The organism is Nocardia sp. Tas62D01, from assembly GCF_055232035.1.
Genome location: NZ_JBUYUZ010000001.1, coordinates 1,461,358 through 1,480,515, shown reverse-complemented (window position 1 = coordinate 1,480,515; position 19,158 = coordinate 1,461,358). Strand labels below are relative to the sequence as shown.

Annotated in this window: 20 protein-coding genes; 18 read left to right on the top strand and 2 right to left on the bottom strand. The window is 66.5% G+C overall.

What is annotated here, in order from left to right; genetic code table 11:
• Positions 1-7: 7 nt before the first annotated feature.
• From ACV7NQ_RS07170 to ACV7NQ_RS07095, 16 genes are all read left to right on the top strand, one after another.
• On the top strand, positions 8-1,507 hold the full coding sequence (locus ACV7NQ_RS07170; protein ID WP_463358894.1) for a serine/threonine-protein kinase: 1,500 nt from the start codon (positions 8-10) through the stop codon (positions 1,505-1,507).
• Entirely contained in the window at positions 1,494-2,756 is a 1,263-nt protein-coding gene (locus ACV7NQ_RS07165; protein WP_463358893.1) for a DUF7373 family lipoprotein, read from the top strand. The genes ACV7NQ_RS07170 and ACV7NQ_RS07165 overlap by 14 nt, the downstream gene beginning before the upstream one ends.
• Before the next feature lie 4 nt (positions 2,757-2,760).
• Positions 2,761-4,290: a serine/threonine-protein kinase gene (locus ACV7NQ_RS07160; RefSeq protein ID WP_463358892.1), complete on the top strand. Its 1,530-nt coding sequence runs from the start codon at positions 2,761-2,763 to the stop codon at positions 4,288-4,290.
• Positions 4,291-4,464: 174 nt separating this feature from the next.
• Positions 4,465-5,403 carry a hypothetical protein gene (locus tag ACV7NQ_RS07155; protein WP_463358891.1) on the top strand — a complete coding sequence of 313 codons (939 nt, stop codon included), beginning with the start codon at positions 4,465-4,467 and terminating at the stop codon, positions 5,401-5,403.
• Between the two features lie 65 nt (positions 5,404-5,468).
• Positions 5,469-6,335 (top strand): alpha/beta fold hydrolase, encoded by an 867-nt coding sequence (locus tag ACV7NQ_RS07150; RefSeq protein WP_463358890.1) that lies wholly within the window; start codon positions 5,469-5,471, stop codon positions 6,333-6,335.
• The gene (locus ACV7NQ_RS07145; protein ID WP_463358889.1) at positions 6,322-6,921 is read left to right on the top strand and encodes a TetR/AcrR family transcriptional regulator; all 600 of its coding nucleotides are present in this window, start codon (positions 6,322-6,324) and stop codon (positions 6,919-6,921) included. The genes ACV7NQ_RS07150 and ACV7NQ_RS07145 overlap by 14 nt, the downstream gene beginning before the upstream one ends.
• A 315-nt stretch (positions 6,922-7,236) precedes the next feature.
• Positions 7,237-8,007 (top strand): DNA repair protein RecO, encoded by a 771-nt coding sequence (gene recO / locus ACV7NQ_RS07140; RefSeq protein ID WP_463358888.1) that lies wholly within the window; start codon positions 7,237-7,239, stop codon positions 8,005-8,007.
• A gap of 160 nt (positions 8,008-8,167) precedes the next feature.
• Entirely contained in the window at positions 8,168-8,989 is an 822-nt protein-coding gene (locus ACV7NQ_RS07135; protein ID WP_463358887.1) for an isoprenyl transferase, read from the top strand.
• Positions 8,990-9,075: 86 nt separating this feature from the next.
• Positions 9,076-9,432, top strand: a complete 357-nt coding sequence (locus tag ACV7NQ_RS07130; protein WP_463365569.1) for a YbjN domain-containing protein — start codon at positions 9,076-9,078, stop codon at positions 9,430-9,432.
• 99 nt (positions 9,433-9,531) lie between these two features.
• On the top strand, positions 9,532-10,494 hold the full coding sequence (locus ACV7NQ_RS07125) for an ABC transporter ATP-binding protein (protein ID WP_463365568.1): 963 nt from the start codon (positions 9,532-9,534) through the stop codon (positions 10,492-10,494).
• 1 nt (position 10,495) lies between these two features.
• Positions 10,496-11,284: an ABC transporter permease gene (locus ACV7NQ_RS07120; protein ID WP_463358886.1), complete on the top strand. Its 789-nt coding sequence runs from the start codon at positions 10,496-10,498 to the stop codon at positions 11,282-11,284.
• A 109-nt stretch (positions 11,285-11,393) separates the two neighbouring features.
• Entirely contained in the window at positions 11,394-11,714 is a 321-nt protein-coding gene (locus tag ACV7NQ_RS07115; RefSeq protein WP_463358885.1) for a hypothetical protein, read from the top strand.
• Positions 11,711-12,910, top strand: a complete 1,200-nt coding sequence (locus ACV7NQ_RS07110; RefSeq protein WP_463358884.1) for a sensor histidine kinase — start codon at positions 11,711-11,713, stop codon at positions 12,908-12,910. Before ACV7NQ_RS07115 ends, ACV7NQ_RS07110 begins: the two co-directional genes overlap by 4 nt.
• Before the next feature lie 90 nt (positions 12,911-13,000).
• Positions 13,001-13,606 carry a response regulator gene (locus ACV7NQ_RS07105; RefSeq protein WP_463358883.1) on the top strand — a complete coding sequence of 202 codons (606 nt, stop codon included), beginning with the start codon at positions 13,001-13,003 and terminating at the stop codon, positions 13,604-13,606.
• 218 nt (positions 13,607-13,824) lie between these two features.
• Entirely contained in the window at positions 13,825-14,019 is a 195-nt protein-coding gene (locus ACV7NQ_RS07100) for a hypothetical protein (protein ID WP_463358882.1), read from the top strand.
• Positions 13,983-14,303, top strand: a complete 321-nt coding sequence (locus ACV7NQ_RS07095) for a hypothetical protein (protein ID WP_463358881.1) — start codon at positions 13,983-13,985, stop codon at positions 14,301-14,303. The genes ACV7NQ_RS07100 and ACV7NQ_RS07095 overlap by 37 nt, the downstream gene beginning before the upstream one ends.
• A gap of 197 nt (positions 14,304-14,500) precedes the next feature.
• Here the strand turns inward: ACV7NQ_RS07095 and ACV7NQ_RS07090 are convergent, their stop codons facing one another.
• Positions 14,501-14,935 carry a Fur family transcriptional regulator gene (locus ACV7NQ_RS07090; RefSeq protein ID WP_463358880.1) on the bottom strand — a complete coding sequence of 145 codons (435 nt, stop codon included), beginning with the start codon at positions 14,933-14,935 and terminating at the stop codon, positions 14,501-14,503.
• A gap of 3 nt (positions 14,936-14,938) precedes the next feature.
• Entirely contained in the window at positions 14,939-15,289 is a 351-nt protein-coding gene (locus ACV7NQ_RS07085; protein WP_463358879.1) for an ArsR/SmtB family transcription factor, read from the bottom strand.
• Positions 15,290-15,472: 183 nt separating this feature from the next.
• Here ACV7NQ_RS07085 and ACV7NQ_RS07080 point away from each other — a divergent pair, with 183 nt between their 5' ends.
• Both ACV7NQ_RS07080 and ACV7NQ_RS07075 read left to right on the top strand, forming a co-directional pair.
• Positions 15,473-16,873, top strand: a complete 1,401-nt coding sequence (locus ACV7NQ_RS07080) for a glycine--tRNA ligase (protein ID WP_463358878.1) — start codon at positions 15,473-15,475, stop codon at positions 16,871-16,873.
• 386 nt (positions 16,874-17,259) lie between these two features.
• Complete coding sequence (locus ACV7NQ_RS07075) at positions 17,260-19,122, top strand: APC family permease (RefSeq protein WP_463365567.1); 1,863 nt, start codon at positions 17,260-17,262, stop codon at positions 19,120-19,122.
• Positions 19,123-19,158: the final 36 nt, after the last annotated feature.

Below are 19,158 nucleotides of genomic sequence, written 5' to 3'. Positions count from 1 at the left end.
AGACGTCGTGGATGTTGCCGAGGGCACCACATTCGCCGGGTACCGCATCGAGCGCCGCCTCGGTGCCGACGACATGGGCGCCATATATCTGGCGCGGCATCCGCGGCTGCCACGCCAGGACGCGCTGAAGATCCTGTCCGATAACTATGCGGATAAGCGCGACTTCCGCGCGCGCTTCTTGCGCGAGGCCGAAATCGCCGCAGGGCTGCAGCATCCCAATGTGGTCGCGGTCCGCGATTGCGGTGAACAGGACGGCCGACTGTGGATCGCGATGCAGCATGTGGGCGGCATCGATGTAGGGGAGCTGATCCGGCGCGGCCGGACCGAGCTGAATGTGGCGCGTGCGGTCCACATCGTCGTCGAGGCCGCGCGCGGACTGGACGAGATCCATCGCGCGGGCCTGCTGCATCGGGATGTACAGCCGGGCAGCATCCTGGTGGCCGGACAGGCGGATGGGCCGGATCGGGTGCTGATCGCCGATTTCGGCGTCGCTCGCGCCATCGGCGATGTGACGACGGTGGCCGGTGGTGGCGGTATGCCCGGGACCGTGGCCTATGCCGCGCCGGAGCAGATCAGCGGTGCCGCCGTTGACGATCGCGCCGATGTGTATTCGCTCGGCTGCACGCTGTACCACATGCTCACCGGCTCGGTCCCGTTCCCGCGGGACAGTGCGGGGGCGGTGCTGCACGCGCATCTGAATGCGCCGCCGCCCCGGCCCTCGCGCGGAAATCCCAGCGTGCCACCGGCCTTTGACGCGCTGATCGCCAAGGCCATGGCAAAGCAGCCGGAGGATCGGTACCCGAGCTGCGGAGCGCTCGCGACCGCGGCGACGGCGGCGCTGCTGCCCGTATCGGATCCGGCCGTCGTCGCACCGGCACCCGTGTCGCGCGGGCCGGATCGGCGGCGGCTGCTGCTCGGTGCGGCGGTGGTCGTCATTGCAGTTGTCGCGGTGGTGGTTTCGTCCGTGCACCGGATCGGCCGAGATGGGCCGGCCACGGCCGCCGCGTCCGGGCCGACCACCGGTGTCGACCGCGCGTCGGCCGCGTCGGCCGCGGCATGGAGTCCGCATGCCACTGTCTTCGAGGCATTTCCCGATCTGCTACCGGCCACACCACTTGGCATCGGCTATCGAGAACTGCACGATTGCCAGTTCGTCGATCAGAAGGGAGACCCCATGTCGTTCGATGCGAGGGTGCCGATCGACCGGCTGAACTGCACCGGCGACCAGGATCCGATGGAGCAGATCGACCTCACCTGCAATACCGATCGTTCAGTCATGAAGCCCGCTGCCGCGCAAGAGCGGTCCGAGGGAGCGGAGCGCTGGACTCGGCCGTCCGGCGCGGGCGAACTGCATTGGGGCAATTACACGAATCAATTGGGAGGCGTCTTGGGCGAGTTGGAGGTGTCGTTCGAGAGTCCGAATCGGAACTTCTGTCGGCTACGGGTGATCGGCGCTCAGTCCGGCGCGGATCTGCGTGCGCGGTGGTGGCTCGATGCGCCCCTCTGAGATGTATATCCGCGCCAGGCCGATTCGTGCGGTGGCCGCCGCAGCGGCCACGGCCATGGTGCTGGTCCTGACGGCGGGCTGTGCGCTGCAAGGGCATCCGGTACCGGCGAACCCGGCGTCCGACTCGCTCGACGTCGGCCTGAACAGCATCGAACCGCTCACCGTGCCGCGCAACGACAATGAAAGCTACGGGCGGACACTGGAATCGGTCCGGATGGGGGAGGCGATCATCGATCCCGTCGAGGCCGACGCTTCCATGAAGTTCGCACTCTCCAGTGGCGGCGCGGTGCCACTGCCGACACCGGCCAAGGCGACCCGGGTGTTGGCGAAATCGGTACGTCCGGTGCTCGAACGGTACGGGATGCTGGCCGGTTTCACGGTCGGCGGCGCGGACAAGGAACAGATCGGCGCCCCCGTGATCGGCCGGTCCCGGTTGCTGACCATTGTGCTGCTGCGATTTCCGGATGCCGCCGCGGCAACGCAGGCGGCTCGGGAGATGGACGCTGCCGACGCCGCGGTGAGTTCCGAGAATGTATCCGTCACCATCCCGAACCTGCCGTCCGCGTCCGCGCATTGGCGCCCGACGGTGCCGACGCTGGCCGCGACGATCGCGCAGGAATCCTTCGTGATCAGCGTGCTCGCCGGGCATACGACGCCGGACCTCGCCGCGCTCACCGGACTCGCGCGCCAGGTCTTCGAAGCACAATCGAACCGCTTGCGTGACTTTCCGGCTACACCACGGGACAAACTTGCCACGCTGCCCCTCGACAACGACGGCATGCTCGCCAGGTTGCTCGCGGAGGTGCCCGGGCGGTGGCCGTATCCGACAGTGACCACGACCAGCTATGACCAGAATGCGGGCTGGAACGCCAATCTCAACGTGACCGGGATCGTGTTCGGCCCGCGCGCCGCGTACCTGCACGGCCCGCGCGAACAGCGGACTTCGGTCGAGCGCTACGCCGTCAACGGCTGGAATGAGCTCGGGCGATATCCGGATGCGACCGCCGCCCGCCGGAGATTCACCGATACCCAGTGGGAGCAGGACCCCGAACTCCGTTCCGCGCCCGCGCCGGACGGAGTGCCGGATGTTCGCTGTATCGAGCAACTCGATGTGCCCCCGCAGCTCCCGCTGCGATTCACCTGCCAGCTCATGTCCGGCCGCTACGTCGCACTGATTCGCGGTCGCGATCTGAAGAGCACCCATCAGCAGGTCGCGGCGCAGCTCGGTCTGCTGCTGAACAGCGAGTAGGGATATGGCTGGAAAGTTCGTTCCGGGAACGGTTTTTGCCGGGTACGTGATCGAGCGAGTGCTCGGCAGCGGTGGGATGGGCGCGGTGTATGTGGCCAGACATCCGCGGCTGCCGCGCCACGACGCGCTGAAAGTGCTGTCGGATGAGCACAGTGCGGACACGGAGTTTCGCGCTCGGTTCATTCGCGAAGCCGAACTCGCTGCCCGGCTGGACCATCCGAATATCGTCGCCGTGCACGACCGAGGGGTCGAGGACGGCCGTCTCTGGATCGCGATGCAGTTCGTCGACGGCATCGACGCCGCGCAGCTGATCCGCCGTGGGCCCGCGGAGCTGACACCCGAACGGGCACTGCACATTATCGATGCCGCCGCCCGTGGTCTGGACGAGGCGCATCGGGTCGGGATGCTGCACCGCGACGTCAAACCGGCGAATATCTTGTTGCAGCCCCGGCCGGGGCAGCCGGATCGCGTCTATGTCACGGATTTCGGAATAGCAAGGGCCGCAATCGAAACGACGGCGCTCACCGAGGTGGGGTCGGTGCTGGCTACGCTCGCCTATGCCGCACCGGAGCAGCTGATGGCGGGCCAGGTCGATCACCGGGCCGATGTCTACGCGCTGGGCTGCACTCTGTACGAATTGCTGACCGGGCAGAAGCCTTTTCCCCGGACCACCGCCGTCGCGGTGATGCAGGCGCACATCCAGGATCCGCCCCCGCGTGCTAACGCCGCGAATCCGATACTGCCGCAGGCCATCGATACCGTGATCGCACAGGCGATGGCGAAGAACCCGGAACATCGCTATCCGTCCTGTGGTGCGCTCGCGCATGCCGCGGCGGCCGCCTTCGATCGTCGGGCGGATGTGGCCACGCTCGATCTGCGGCCGCCCACGAAGCAACGGTCTCGTCGACGCATTGCGCTGGCCGTCGGTATCGCGGCAGCGGTCGTCGTGCTCGGTGTAGCGAGTGCACTTGCGCTGAGCGGGAATTCGAGTGATGTGTCCTCGACCGGTGCCTCGGCAGGCTCGAGTACGGCGGTCGCGCCGAGCACCACCACGACTACGGTTGCCGCTGGCGCCGCATCGTGGGGCGGTCATAACTACATGGTTCGGGTGCTGCCCGAGCTGCTCCCCAAGACCCCGGCGGATAGCGGCTATCAGGGGATGCGATGTGTCGCGGTCGACGCGGACAAACGGCCGATCGATGTGAACCAGGCGGTGGGTGCGACGACCTACCTGTCATGCAACGGTGATCGCAATCCGCTGGAACTGCTTGTCGTGGAGTGCAATTCCAATCGAATGGCGCGCACGATAGAGCCCTTTACCAATGCCGCCGTCGCCGGGGATGAACAGTGGGAACGCCCATCTGGTCGGGGGCGGGTGATCTGGCAGGACATCACCGGTCCGACCGGTCGACCGGAGGGGGCGGTACAAGTGGAATTCGCCGACGGCGGCCGCAGCTTCTGTCAGCTGCGACTATTCGGTGGCGACTCCGGCCGGGATCTCCTCGACCGCTGGTGGCGAAACGCGCCGATCTAGCACCGAAAGGTCTTGTACCGTCTTACTACTGAACCATGGGGGAGGACGCCACGATGCCGGGTTCGAACGATATCGGCAAACTCCTGGAGTTGTTGCGGACGCTGTATGTGCCGCACGAGCGTCCCCGGGTGCTGCGAACTCTGGTGCGTAGGCGACGCAAGCTGCCGCGTCCGGTTGATATGCCTGGTCGGACCCGAGGCCAACGGCGACCTACTGATGGAGATCTACCGCTGGCTCGGTGAGTCCGGCGGCCGTCGCGCGGTGCCGCGCGCCCGGGTCGAATTGCACAGTCTGGCACCGGATGCCATCCGGCCCGACCCGAACGCGACCGGTCAGCAGGTGAACGCGCACTGCCTGCCGACTCTGCAGCGGTTGGTCGCGGGGTTCTGCACCGATGACACCGCGATGGGGCCGATCTCGTTCCCGCGCTATCGAACCGCGGACTGGCTGACCAGACAGCGCGTCACCAGTGACGAGACGGAGGCGGCGGTGGAACTGCGGGCGCGGCTGCCCAAGCTGCTGCGCCTGGGTTCGCGCGACTCCGATTCGATGAGTGGTGAGGTCGGGGACTGGATCACCCGGGTGGTCTTCGCCGTGCTCGCGCTGTGGCCGGTGCTGCGGCTGTGGATGTGGATCAGCGGACGGGTACCCGGCCTGTCGAAGGAGACCCGCTGGTTCATGCATCAGCGGTACATGGCACCCGAATTATCGGACAGTTTCCTGGGTTTCGCGACGCGGTTGACCGCCGCGCTGCGCAATGACGAGAACGAGGATCAGGTCGCCAAGCTGCTGGTGCACGCCTTCCTCGAGGATCTGCGCGACGCGTATCGGCAACGGATCTGGCGGCCGTCGAGCTGGCGGCGCACGGCCTATCCGGTGGCGCTGCTCGACACCATTGCGGTAGGTAGCCCCGGCGCCGAGCTGCTGCGCCGGATGAACGATATCCGCAATGAGACCGGGATTTTCGATCCGCTGGTGGTGGTCGCCGCACTCGACTACGACCCGCGCGATCTGGAACCCGCGCAGCCGGTGCACGAACTCGCCGACATCGGCGATCTGCACAGCCTCGACAACCTCGAAAGCCTCGGAATCTCCACCCGAGGTAGGAGCTGAATCTGTAGACATACATACCGTATGTATGTAACAGTGGACTGACACTGCGAGCACCTGGAGGAACCATGGGAATCAGTACTTCACTCGGCCGCACCCACGAGGTAGATCTGGCCGGCGGCCGCATTCGGTATCACGACACCGGGGAGGGCGCGCCGGTCGTATTCGTGCACGGTCTGCTCGTCAACGCCGACCTCTGGCGCGATGTCGTCCCCGCCGTCGCCGCGGCGGGTCACCGCTGCATCACACCGGACTGGCCGCTCGGATCGCACGAAATCCCGGTCCCCGCAGCGGATCTCACGCCGACCGGGGTTGCCGATCTGATCGCCGAGTTTCTGGAGCGACTGGAGCTCACCGACGTCACCATCGTCGCCAATGACACCGGCGGCGCGATCACCCAGGTGTTGCTGACCCGGCGACCGGAGCGAATCGGCCGCGTCGTGCTGACCTCGTGCGACGCTTACGAGGGGTTTTTCCCGCCGGCCTTCGCGGCGCTACCCGTGCTGGCGCGGGTTCCGTGCTCGATGCGGCCGCTGACCGAGTTGATGCGCATCCGTGCGCTGCATCGCCTGCCGATCGCCTTCGGCTGGGTGACCAAACGCCCGGTCCCGCCGGAGATCGCCGATTCCTATCTGCTGCCGAGCCGGAATTCGGCGGCGATCCGAAAGGATCTGCGACGCTTCCTGAAGAGCGTGCACCGTCGCTACACGCTCGATGCCGCCACCCGATTCCCGTCGGTGCGGGTTCCGGTGCTGATCGCCTGGGCCCGTGAGGACAAGCTATTCCCGGTGAAGTTCGCCGAACGCCTGGCCGCCGAGCTGCCGAACGCCACCCTGAAGTTCATCGACGACTCCTACACGTTCCTGCCCGAGGACCAGCCCGAGTTGCTCTCCCAAACGATTCTGGAGTTCACTCGGCTGCATGCCACGCCGTAGTCAGGAGGATCGCTCCCGCGCCACCCGCGCCGCGCTCGAACAAGCCGGTCGCCGGTTGTTCGCCGAGCGCGGTTTCGCGGCGACCTCGGCCGAGGAACTGGTCACCGAGGCCGGGGTCACCCGCGGCGCGCTGCACCACCACTACGGCGACAAGCGCGGTCTGTTCCTCGCTGTACTCGAACAACTGGAAGTCGAGGGCACCACGGAAATCGAAAACGCCATCGGCGCAGTGAATCCCGATGACATCCTCACCTCGATGGCCATCGGCCTCAATACCTTCCTGGAGATCTGTCAGCGCCCGGAGATGATCCGCATCACCCTCTACGACGGGCCCGCCGTACTCGGGTGGCAGGCCTTTCGCGAGTTCGAGGCGCGCCATGGGTTGGGGTTGATCACCGCCGAGCTCGAACGCGCCCGGGACGAGGGTCTGATCGCCGACGCGCCGATACCGGTGCTGGCCCAGCTGATTCTCAGCGCGGTGACCGAGGCGGGTCTGATCGTCGCGCACGCCACCGATCGGGAGACCGCGCAGGTGCAGGCGCAGCAGTCCCTGATGCTGCTCATCGCTGGTATTCTCCGCACCTGACGTCAGGGTGTCGCATAACCAGTGGTCTCCACGCATATGTTGCACCTTGTGTGAGGAGGTCACTGGCGATGCGAGGTTGGCATGGTCGACGTGTCGAGCCGGGCATGTCATTGGATGGGGAAGTCGAAGTATGCGACCAACTCGCAAATGAAACAGGGCCCCGACCGCACTCGCTGTTGATACCCCGCCACATCGAACGGCTCCCGATCTCCGAGCACATTGCCTCCCCAGGTAGATCCATCACGATAGCCGCGAGCCAGCGCTGCTCGGCCGTGCCTGGAGGTGGGTGTCGCCTATTCGTGAAAGGATGGCGGGGTGCGTTTGTATCGGGATGAGGCGGTGGTGGTTCGCCAGCACAAGCTGGGCGAGGCAGATCGCATTGTCACGTTGCTGACGCGGCAGCATGGATTGGTCCGGGCAGTGGCCAAGGGCGTGCGGCGGACCAAGTCGCGGTTCGGGGCGCGGTTGGAGCCGTTTGCTTACGTGGACGTGCAGTTGTATCCCGGACGCAATCTCGACACCGTCACCCAGGTGCACACGATGGAGGCATTCGCCTCCGACATCGTCGACGACTACGGGCGCTACACCACGGCATGCGCCGTGCTGGAGACCGCCAAGCGACTGGCCGGCGAGGAGCGCGCCCCCGCGCCCCGGCTGCACGCACTGACGGCCGCGGCGCTGCGCGCGATCGCCGCGAAACAACGCCCACACGAACTGATCCTGGACGCATTCCTGTTGCGCGCCATGGGTTTCGCGGGCTGGGCCCCCGCACTGGACGAATGCGCCCGCTGCGCAACCCCGGGCCCGCACCGCGCGTTCCACGTCGCCGCAGGCGGAGCGGTATGCGTGCACTGCCGCCCACCAGGCGCCGCCACACCCGCCCCAGGAGTACTCGACCTACTGATCGCCCTATACCGCGGCGAATGGAACTACATCGAAACAACCCCCGAAAACGTGCGCAAACAAGCCAGCGGCCTAATCGCCGCCCACCTTCAATGGCACCTGGAACGCCAACTACGCACCCTCCCCCTCATCGAGCGCTCAACCGCAACACCACTCCCCATGGCCTCCGCCCACCCGAGCTAACCCCGCCCAGCCCCCAATCCAGGGCCTGAGTGGCACACCATGGTGAGCGCTACTCGATGTTTGCCGCAGCCACGTGCCACTCGACGACTCGCAGATGGATGACTAGCGGATGGTGGAGGGGTTTTCTGGGGGGTGGTTGGTATCAGGCAGGATGGTGTGCGTGATCCTCCGCCGAGACTCTTCCGCTACCAAGTCGAGCAGCACGCGGTCGGATGCCGAGCGCACCGTCCGTCCGCCGTCGCCGCATCCTTCGGGGGCGCGGCCGCCGGGGTTGCCGCCGGAGCTGGTACCGAATCATGTCGCGCTGGTGATGGACGGCAACGGGCGGTGGGCGCAGGAGCGTGGGCTGCCGCGTACCGCGGGGCACGAGCGTGGCGAGGCGGTGCTGATGGACACCGTCGAGGGCTGTATCGAGATCGGCGTGAAGTGGCTGTCCGCCTATGCCTTTTCCACCGAGAACTGGCGGCGCAGCCCGGAGGAGGTGCGCTTCCTCATGGGATTCAACCGCGACGTGATCCGGCGCAGACGCGACGAGATGCACGAAATGGGTGTGCGGGTGCGCTGGGCGGGACGGCGACCGCGGTTGTGGCGCAGCGTGATCAACGAGCTGGAGACCGCGCAGGAACTGACCAAGGACAACACGGTGATGACCCTCACCATGTGCGTCAACTACGGCGGTCGTGCCGAAATCGCCGATGCGGCAAGGGAAATCGCGCGGCGGGTGGCGGCGGGAGAGATCGACCCGGAGCGGGTCACCGAGGCGACGATCGCGAAATACCTCGATGAGCCGGATATGCCGGATGTCGATCTGTTCCTGCGGCCCTCGGGTGAGTTCCGCAGCTCGAACTTTCTCATCTGGCAGTCTGCCTACGCCGAATTCGTATACCAGGACACCCTGTTTCCTGATTTCGACCGGCGGAACCTGTGGGAGGCGTGCCTCCAGTACGCTTCGCGTGACCGCCGCTTCGGAGGGGCCAAGTGAACGGCGGCACCCAAGTGAACGGCGGCACGGATATGGACGCAGCGGTCACCCCGGAACAGGAGCTACAGGCGCGGGCCGGCGCCTGCATGTCGCTCTACGACATCGACGTGCGGGTCGACCCGGAAGGGTCGCTCGGTTTCGAATACGAAGGCGCGCTGTGCTCACTGCGCGCGGTCAGTCTGGCGCCCGGTCTGGACGTGCTGACGCTGACCTGCGTGCTGGCCTGGGATCGTCCGCTGAAACCGCAACTGCACAAGCGAGTTGCCGAACGCAATGCCGCGCTGCAGTTCGGTTCGATCACGGTGATCGCACACGGTCAGCTCGCCGATGTGATTCTGCGCTACACCTTCCCGGCCGCAGGCTTGGACGATCAGGCGCTGGCGACCATGCTGCTGCTGGTGTTGTCCGGCGCGGGCCGGGCCAGGCAGGGTCTGCTGCCCTGATCCATACACCGGACCATGACATCTGTCATGCCAGGGTAGTGACAGCCGTGCGGGGTATCAAGGCGCCGATTCCGCGACTGTTGAGTCATGACTTCAGCAATGACAACCGGAGCGGCAGTCGCCGCGGCCGAGGGATCGGCACACCGGGCGGCCCCCGCGTTCGAACTGCGCGAGCTGCATAAGAGCTTCCGCCTGCCGGGCGGTGGCACGGTGCATGCCGTCGACGGACTCGACCTGGTGGTGCAGCCAGGCGAGATCATCGCCTTCCTCGGCCCCAATGGCGCGGGCAAGACCACCACCATCGACATGCTGCTCGGCCTGGCCGCACCGGACTCCGGCAGTGTCCGCGTCTTCGGCGGCACACCCCACGAAGCCCTTGCGACAGGACGTATTTCGGCGGTGCTGCAATCCGGCGGACTGCTGCCCGATCTCACCGTCTCCGAAACAGTGCAGCTGATCGCCACCCTGCACACCGACCCGCGCCCGGTCGAGGAGGTCCTTGCCCGGGCGGGCATCGCCGAGATCGGCGGCCGCATGGTCGGCAAGTGCTCCGGCGGACAGAAGCAGCGGTTGCGGTTCGCGCTCGCACTGCTGCCCAACCCCGACCTCATCGTCCTCGACGAACCGACTACAGGCATGGATGTCGAAGGGCGCCGGGACTTCTGGAACGCGATGCGGCAGGATTCCGATCGCGGCCGCACCGTGCTGTTCGCCACCCACTACCTCGACGAGGCCGACGCCTACGCCGATCGGATCGTGCTGGTGCGCGAGGGCCGGGTGGTCGCCGACGGCAGCGCCGCCGAAATCAAGAACCTCGCCGCGGGCCGCACCGTCACCGCGACGCTGCCCGGCGCCGACCTGCCCCGGCTGCTCGCCATCGAGGGCGTCGACAAGGTGGAGGTGCGCGGTGAGCGAGTCATCGTGCACGCCAAGGACTCCGACGCCGTCGCGCGGTTTCTGCTGAACGATACCCGCGCTGTCGACCTCGAAATCACCACGCACAACCTCGAATCCGCATTCCTGGCCTTGACCACGAGCGCCGCCACGGCTGGAGACAACTGACATGACCACCCTGGCACCACGTCTCGATGCGTCGCGGCACGCGCAGCCCTCACTCGGCGGCTTCAGCCTCGGGTTCCTCCGGCTGGAACTGCGCCGAATGCTGCGCAACCGCCGCACCCTGATCTTCACCCTGATCATGCCGCCGGTGCTCTTCGCCATCTTCGGCCTGCAATCCGACAACAGGACAACGGCTTTCGGCTCGGGCAACGTGACCGCCTACATCATGGTGTCGATGGCGGTGTACGGCGCGGTGCTGGCCACCACCAGCGGCGGCGCCATGGTGGCGGTCGAACGCGCGCAAGGCTGGAGCCGTCAACTGCGGCTCACACCGTTGCGCCCGGTCGCCTACATCGCCACCAAGATCGCGGTCGCGATGGTGCTCGGATTGTTTTCGGTGGCCGTGGTGTTCGTGCTCGGCGGCGTGGTCGGCGCACACCTGTCCGCAACGGCCTGGATCAGCTGCTTCCTGCTGGCCTGGCTCGGCTCGCTGGTATTCGCCGCATTCGGCCTGTTCATGGGCTACCTATTGCCTTCGGAGAACGTGATGCAGTTGCTCAGCCCGGTGCTTGCCGTGCTCGCCATCGCGGGCGGCCTGTTCATGCCGCTGCACGGCTGGTTCGAGAACGTGGCGAAGATATTTCCCACCAACGGAATCGCCACCCTGGCCCGGCTCCCGTTCGCTGATGCCGGCGCCGGAACGATCGCCCTGGCCGTGGTGAATGTCATCGCCTGGGCGGGGATCTTCACGGCAGGCTCCGCGATGCTCTTCCGTCGTGACACTGCCCGCTGATCCGCTCGGCGTCGGGTTGCGCGGTCGTTTATCCAATGGGATGGTCGGCCGCGCTTCACGGCGTTTCGGGCTAGTGCCGGTGGTGCGGCCGCCCGGGCGCGGTGCTGTCGTGACAGCGTGCACCGAGCTGCTCGGCGGCGGGTTGCGCGGTCGTCCATCCAATCGGGTAGGCCGCCGTGCCGGTTCCGGGCCGATGTCGGCGGTGCCGCGCTGCTGTTCGGCGGTGGCCCGGCCCGCGGGCCTGCCTGGTGCAGGCGTACCGGACCGCCCATCGAACAAGATGGACCGCCGTGCTCTATTCGGTCCGGTGTCGGCGGCGCAGGCCGGACATGGTTCGGTAGCGTCGGTCCTCGTGACCGACCACTGCGAGCGCGACCGGCAGCGGGGCGGGCTGTGCACCTCGCGGCCGATGCGGTGGGACACCACATGAGCGTGCAGTCCCGGCTGACGTCACTGCGTCGCGGAACCATCGGAGTCCTCGGCCGCGCCGTCGGCGAACAGACGCTGGTCGCGAACGGGACCCGCCGCAGCTGGTTCGGCGGGATCATGGCGGTCGCCTGGCTGGCGTATCTGCGCGGGCCGGTGTACGACGTCTGGACGCGCGGGGAGCAGGCACGCGCAAGCCTCGCTGCCGTGTGCGTGCTGGCCTTCGGGGCACTGATCGCCGGGTCTTTCGTCGGATTCCGCAAGCCCGACTGGGACAACTTGTTGAATCCGCAGCCGCCCGATCGCCGGGTGTGGCTACTGTTCGCGGCGCTGACCGGGCTGACCGTTGCGATGGTGTGGCTGTTGGGGCCCAGCGCCATGCCCACTGCGCTGTACATCGCGGCCGTCGCCGTGTTCATCCTGCCGGTGCGCGAGTCGGGTTTCGTCGCACTGACGGTCGCGGCCGCAATGGTGCTGCTGCCGTTCACTGTGCCGAGCTTGCGACTGGGCGGCGCAACGTTCTACCTGTCCGTGATTCCGGTGGTGATCTGGGTCGGCCGCCAACTCGGATTGCAAGCCCGCAGGTTGGAGGAAGTGGGCAGGCGGCAGCGCGCCGAACTCGCGATCGTCGAAGAACGCAACCGCGTCGCCCGCGACGTGCACGATATCCTCGGCCACTCGCTGACCGTGATCACGGTCAAAACCGAACTGGCGCAACGGCTCATCGATGTGGACCTGGAGCGCGCGCGGGCGGAGATGGCCGATATCGAACGGCTGGCACGCGAGGCGCTGGCCGGGGTCCGCGACACCGTCGGCGGACTGCGGGAGGTGTCGCTGCTGGGGGAACTCGCAAACGCGCGGACCGCACTGGCCGCGGCCGACGTCGACGCGAACCTGCCAGACGGATCGACACTGCCCGACACCCCGCACGCCGAGTTGTTCGGTTGGGTGCTGCGCGAGGCGGTCACGAATGTGGTGCGGCACAGCGCCGCTCGGCATTGCGCGGTGACCGTCACCGACACCACCGTCGAGGTCGTCGACGACGGTCGCGGCCTCCCGGCGGACGCCGCATCTGGTTCGGGATTGTCGGGCCTGCGCGAACGGGTCCGAGCCGCTGGAGGAACAATGACGCTGTCTTCGCCGGAGGGAGGTGGACTTCGTGTATTCGCAACGATGCCATTTGCTGCCCGAACTGCCTGAGCTACAGCAGGTTTCGTGGTCAGTGCTGATCAGCTGGCGAACTGATGGTGGGTATGCCTCGCTTCGTCGGGCGGGCTCGGTGGTGCCGGGATGATCCGTCTCCTGCTGGCCGACGATCAGGCTCTCGTGCGCGGGGCGCTCGCGGCATTGCTCGGTTTGGAAACCGATCTCGAAGTGGTCGGTGAGGTGGGTCGTGGTGACGAGGTGCTTGCCGCGGTCGCGGGCTCGAAACCCGATGTGGTGCTGCTGGATGTCGAAATGCCTGGTCTCGACGGCATCGTTGTGGCGGCTCAACTGCACGCCGCCCATCCCGAGGTGCGGATCTTGATGGTGACCACCTTCGGCAGGCCCGGCTACCTCCGACGCGCAATCGATGCCGGGGCAAGCGGATTCGTGGTCAAGGACACCCCGGCACGGGAACTGGCCGACGCGGTTCGCCGGGTGCACATGGGTTTACGCGTCGTCGATCCCGCATTGGCGACCGAAACCCTGACCACAGGTACCTCGCCACTGACCGCCAGGGAGCGCGAGGTGCTGTCCGCCGCCGCCGCCGGCGCCACCGCAGGCGCGATCGCCGAGCGACTGCACCTCTCCGAAGGCACTGTCCGCAACCATCTTTCGTCCGCCATCGGCAAGACGGGCACCAGCACCCGCGCCGAAGCGGTCCGCGCCGCCGAGCGCCTCGGCTGGCTCTGAACCTACCCGTCATCGCAGTCATCAGCCGGGCAGTCGTTCCAGCGAATGCCCTTCCCGCCAGTGACAGCTGGACCGAGCTCACCACTGGAACCGGCCTTCGCCGGTGCGGCTGGCGCGGGTGTTGGCTGGTATGGCGGTGGCCCGGGTGTTCGCCGGGATAGTCGAGTCGCAGGTGTTCACCAGCGATCAGTTTGCTGATCTCGGCGGCCGGTGGCCGTTTGGTCGGACTGGCGACCTTCGGTATCGCAGGCGGACTGCTGAGCATGGCGATCATCCAGGGCTGGATGTCCGTGGTGCCCGGCCCCTACCTCGAACTCGCGGCCGTCGCGGCCTGGTGGCCTTCTCGGTATCCGGCGTGGTCGTCGGCCTGGCCAGCATGGTCGGCCAAGCAGGCATCGGCATCGCCGCGCTGACGATGCTGCTGACCGGTAACCCCTTCTCGGCAGCCACCTCGGCGCCGGAAATGCTGCCGCAGCCGTGGGGCGCCGTCGGCCAATTGCTGCCGCCGGGCGCCGCCGCCTCGTTGCTGCGCTCGGTCGCCTTCTTCGTCGGCGCTGGCGCGACGAAACCACTTGTTGTCCTGCTTGCCTGGGCCGCCATTGTGCTCGCCTTGCTCGGTGTCGGCGCGCGGCGCGGCCATCACACGGACACCGCGGCTGCACCGGACCGCAGTGCGGAGCCGGTCGCGGCCGCCTGACACACCATTCCCGAAAACCCTGAAGGCCACCATCATTCCGGCAAACCTCTATGTGCCGAGAAAACGGATGAATGCATGGTCGATCGCACGCTGCCTCCTAGAAGATTTGCGATCCCAGCGGTCGTGGATTCGCATTGAGATCTTCACTGGGAGCAGCACCGTTAACAGGGATGCCACCAGATGGAAGCGACTGGCCCTCAGACGGCGGTGCGCCCTGCTTTCATGCAGGTCCGGCAGGTGCCGAAGACCTCCATCGTATGGCTCACCTCGGTGAAGCCGTGCTCGCCCGCGATGGACTCGGCCCATGCCTCCACGGTCGGTCCCTCCACCTCGACGGTGCGTCCGCAGTGGCGGCAGACCAGGTGGTGATGGTGCCCGGTGGAGCACTGCCGGTAGACGGACTCCCCGGTGCCGGTGCGCAGCACATCGACGAGGCCCGCGTCGGCCAGCGACTGCAGGGTGCGGTAGACCGTGGTCAGCCCGATGCCCTCGCCGCGGCGACGTAACTCGTCGTGCAGTTCCTGCGCGGAACGGAACTCCTCGATCTCACTGAGCAGCGCCGCGATCGCACTGCGCTGGCGGGTACTGCGGATACCGACCGGCTTCTGCGGAAAGACCGTCTTATCTTGCACGAATCACCCTTCCTCGACGTGCGCGACGGCGTCGACCACGATGTGTGCCAAGTGGTCGTCGACGAGTTCGTACAACACCTCGCGACCCGATCGTTCCCCGTGCACAACGCCCGCGGACTTGAGGATGCGCAGATGCTGGCTGACCAGCGGTTGGGTGACCCCAAGCACGTCGACCAACTCGTGCACGCAGCGCGGCGACTCGCGTAGCTGCAGCACAATCGCGATGCGGACCGGGGCCGCAAGGGCGCGTAGCAGCTCACCCGCGTCTTCCAGGACGGTCCGTGCGGGCACCGGCGCGGGCGCGGGCGCCCGATACGGGTTGTGTGGATGCGCGGTCGCGGTCTTGGCGGTCATCGAACCAACTCCTTAATGGAAAGCAATCCCATTTTTATATGCATAGTTGCGCATGTCAAACAGGCTCGCCCTGGAGTGGCGTGTGCGGTGGAAATCCGGTTGGCCGATGCCGATAGTCTGGAGAGACTTGCAGTGTAGTGGCTACGCAATTGCGTAGCCACTACGCAATCCGATTCGCAGTGGATGGAGAATTCTCGCGTGGCACCCAAGTCGAAGGTGGACACCGTTGCCAACCTCGCCAAGCGCCGGGGTCTGGTGTACCCGTGCGGTGAGATCTACGGAGGCACCAAATCGGCGTGGGATTACGGTCCACTCGGCGTCGAGCTCAAGGAGAACATCAAGAAGCAGTGGTGGCGCTCGATGGTCACCAGCCGCGACGATGTCGTCGGCCTCGACTCCTCGGTGATCCTGCCGCGTCAGGTGTGGGAGGCGTCGGGCCACGTCAAGACGTTCACCGACCCACTGGTCGAGTCGCTGCACACGCACAAGCGCTACCGTGCCGACCACCTGCTCGAGGCGTACGAGGAGAAGCACGGCCACCCGCCGGTGAACGGCCTGGCCGACATCCGCGACCCCGAGACCGGCGAGCCGGGCAACTGGACCGAGCCGAAGAATTTCTCCGGCCTGCTCAAGACCTTCCTCGGCCCGGTCGACGACGAAGAGGGCCTGCACTACCTGCGCCCGGAGACCGCGCAGGGCATCTTCGTGAACTTCGCCAACGTGATGACCACCGCGCGCAAAAAGCCGCCATTCGGCATCGCGCAGATCGGCAAGAGTTTCCGCAACGAGATCACGCCGGGCAATTTCATCTTCCGCACCCGCGAGTTCGAGCAGATGGAGATGGAGTTTTTCGTCAAGCCGGGCGAGGACGCGCAGTGGCACAAGTATTGGATCGAGACCCGGTTCTCCTGGTACACCGACCTCGGCATCGACCCGGATAACCTGCGGCTGTTCGAGCACCCGAAGGAAAAGCTGTCGCACTACTCGGCGGGCACCACCGACGTCGAGTACCGCTTCCGTTTCCAGGGCGGCGAGTGGGGTGAGCTGGAAGGCATCGCCAACCGCACCGATTACGACCTGAAGACGCATTCGGAGCACTCCGGCACCGAGCTGAGCTTCTTCGACCAGACCACCAACGAGCGGTACATTCCGTATGTCATCGAGCCGGCGGCCGGTCTGACCCGTTCACTGATGGCATTCCTGGTGGACGCTTACGCCGAGGACGAGGCGCCCAATGCCAAGGGCGGCGTGGACACTCGCACCGTGCTGCGTCTCGACCGCAGGCTCTCGCCGGTGAAGGCCGCCGTACTTCCGTTGTCGCGCAACGTGGATCTGACGCCGAAGGCGAAAGACCTTGCCGCACAGCTGCGTCGGAACTGGAACGTCGAATTCGACGACGCCGGTGCGATCGGCCGCCGCTACCGTCGTCAGGACGAGATCGGCACCCCGTTCTGTATCACGGTCGACTTCGACACCCTCGACGACCAGGCGGTCACCATTCGCGAGCGCGACTCCATGTCGCAGGAGCGGATCGCACTGGACAAGGTCGAGGGCTACCTGGCCCAGCACCTGATCGGCGCCTGACACCGCAATGCTGCGACCTGGCCTTCCTATATCGGCGGCATAATCCACGACCACCCTGTCGATTTCGGATACAACAAGCTCACGACGCCGGAGGCGCTCGCGGTGGTCGGCCCAGTGGTCGCCGAATATCTGAGCTGTACGGGTGCATGAGTTCGCACGCCCGACGATGTGCGATAGCGGCGGCTGAGCACCCGGCCCCAAGCCGTGCGCGCGGCCGCGGCCGTGCCCATAGGTAGATTGACCCCGGACACCGGTGCGGATATATGTACACGGGCCGGGCTCGACGGGAGTACTACGTGACCACGACCGAAGATCGGCCGCGTTCGGGCTTCGTTTCCTGGTTGCTGGAGGACGCGGGCGAAGAGCATGCACAGCATCCGGGACCGATGGCCAAACCCGGGGCAGTCGAGCATCAGCGCTCGTGGTGGCAGGTGATGTGCCTGACCGGTGTCGACTATTTCTCGACGCTGGGCTATCAGCCGGGCATCGCGGCGCTCGCCGCGGGCGTGCTCTCGCCGTTGGCGACGCTGGTACTGGTAGGGCTGACCTTGCTCGGTGCGCTGCCGGTGTATCGGCGAGTGGCGGGGGAGAGCCCGCACGGCGGCGGTTCGATCGCGATGCTCGCGAACCATCTGCCGCGCTGGACGGGGAAGATCTTCATCCTGGTGCTGCTCGGCTTCGCGGCGACCGACTTCACCATCACCATGACACTATCGGCGGCCGACGGCGCCGCCCACATCATCGAGAATCCCTACACCCCCTCTGGTATGCACGGCCACGGGCTGATCATCACGCTGGTATTGCTGGCACTGCTGGCGGCGGTGTTCCTGAAGGGCTTCAAAGAGGCGATCGGGATCGCGGTGGCGCTGGTCGGCGTGTATCTGGCGCTGAACGTGGTCGTCGCTGTCGACGGGCTCATCGAGGTGGCCAAGGCGCGGCATCTGGTGACCGATTGGACGCACCTGATGACCGTCAAGCACGGCAGCATCTTCGCGATGGTCGGAGTGGCGCTGCTGGTGTTCCCGAAACTGGCGCTCGGCCTGTCCGGATTCGAGACGGGCGTCGCGGTCATGCCGCAGATCAAGGGTGCGCCGGGCGAACCCGAGGACCATCCGCGCACCCGGATCGCGGGCGCGCGCAAGCTGCTGACGACGGCGGCGCTGATCATGAGCGTCTTCCTGGTCGTCACCAGTTTCATCACTACGGTGCTGATCCCCGAGGAGGCATTCCAGCCGGGGCAGCCCGCGAACGGCCGGGCGCTTGCCTATCTGGCGCACACCTACCTCGGCAACGTGTTCGGCACTGTCTACGACATCAGCACCATCGCGATCCTCTGGTTCGCGGGTGCGTCCGCGATGGCGGGCTTGCTGAACCTGGTGCCGCGTTATCTGCCTCGGTTCGGTATGGCGCCGGAGTGGGCCAGGCGGGTGCGCCCGCTTGTGCTGGTGTTCGCCGTCGTCGCGTTCGGAATCACCTGGTATTTCGACGCCGATGTCGATGCCCAGGGCGCGGCGTACGCGACCGGTGTACTGGTGCTGATCACCTCGGCCGCGGTGGCGGTGACACTGTCGGCGGCGCGTAAGGGGCAGCGCAGCCGGGTGCTCGGATTCGGGCTGGTGTCAGCGGTTTTCGTGTACACGACGATCGACAACATCTTCGCGCGGCCGGAGGGCGCGCAGTTGGCGGCGCTATTCATCATCGCGATCATCGTGGTGTCGTTCGTGTCCCGGTTCCGCCGCGCCTTCGAACTGCGCGCCATCGAGGTGACCTTCGACGAGGCGGCGGCCGGGCTGATCGATGCGGCCGCCGCGCACGGGGAGATCCGGATCGTCACCCACGACATCGACCAGCGCAAGCCGGAAGAGTATCGGGAGAAGGAGGCCGAGCAGCGGCACGAGAGCCACATCCCCGCCGCAGACCCGATCCTGTTCCTGGAGGTAATCGTTCGGGACGCGTCGGAGTTCAGCACCGATCTGCGGGTCACCGCCGTCGAGGTGGACTGCTACCACATTCTCAGCGTCGAGGCCGCGGCGATCCCCAATTCGATCGCCGCGATCCTGCTGGCGATCCGGGATCGCACCGGCAAGGTCCCGCACGTGTATTTCGAATGGACCGAAGGCAATCCGCTGGTGAACCTGCTGAAGTTCCTATTCGTCGGTGAAGGCGAGGTAGCCCCGGTGACCAGGGAAATCCTTCGTCGCGTCGTACCCGACCGCGCCGAACGCCCGCACGTACACGTCGACAGCTGACGGGGCTGCGATCACCGTCGACGTCAACCGGCGCAG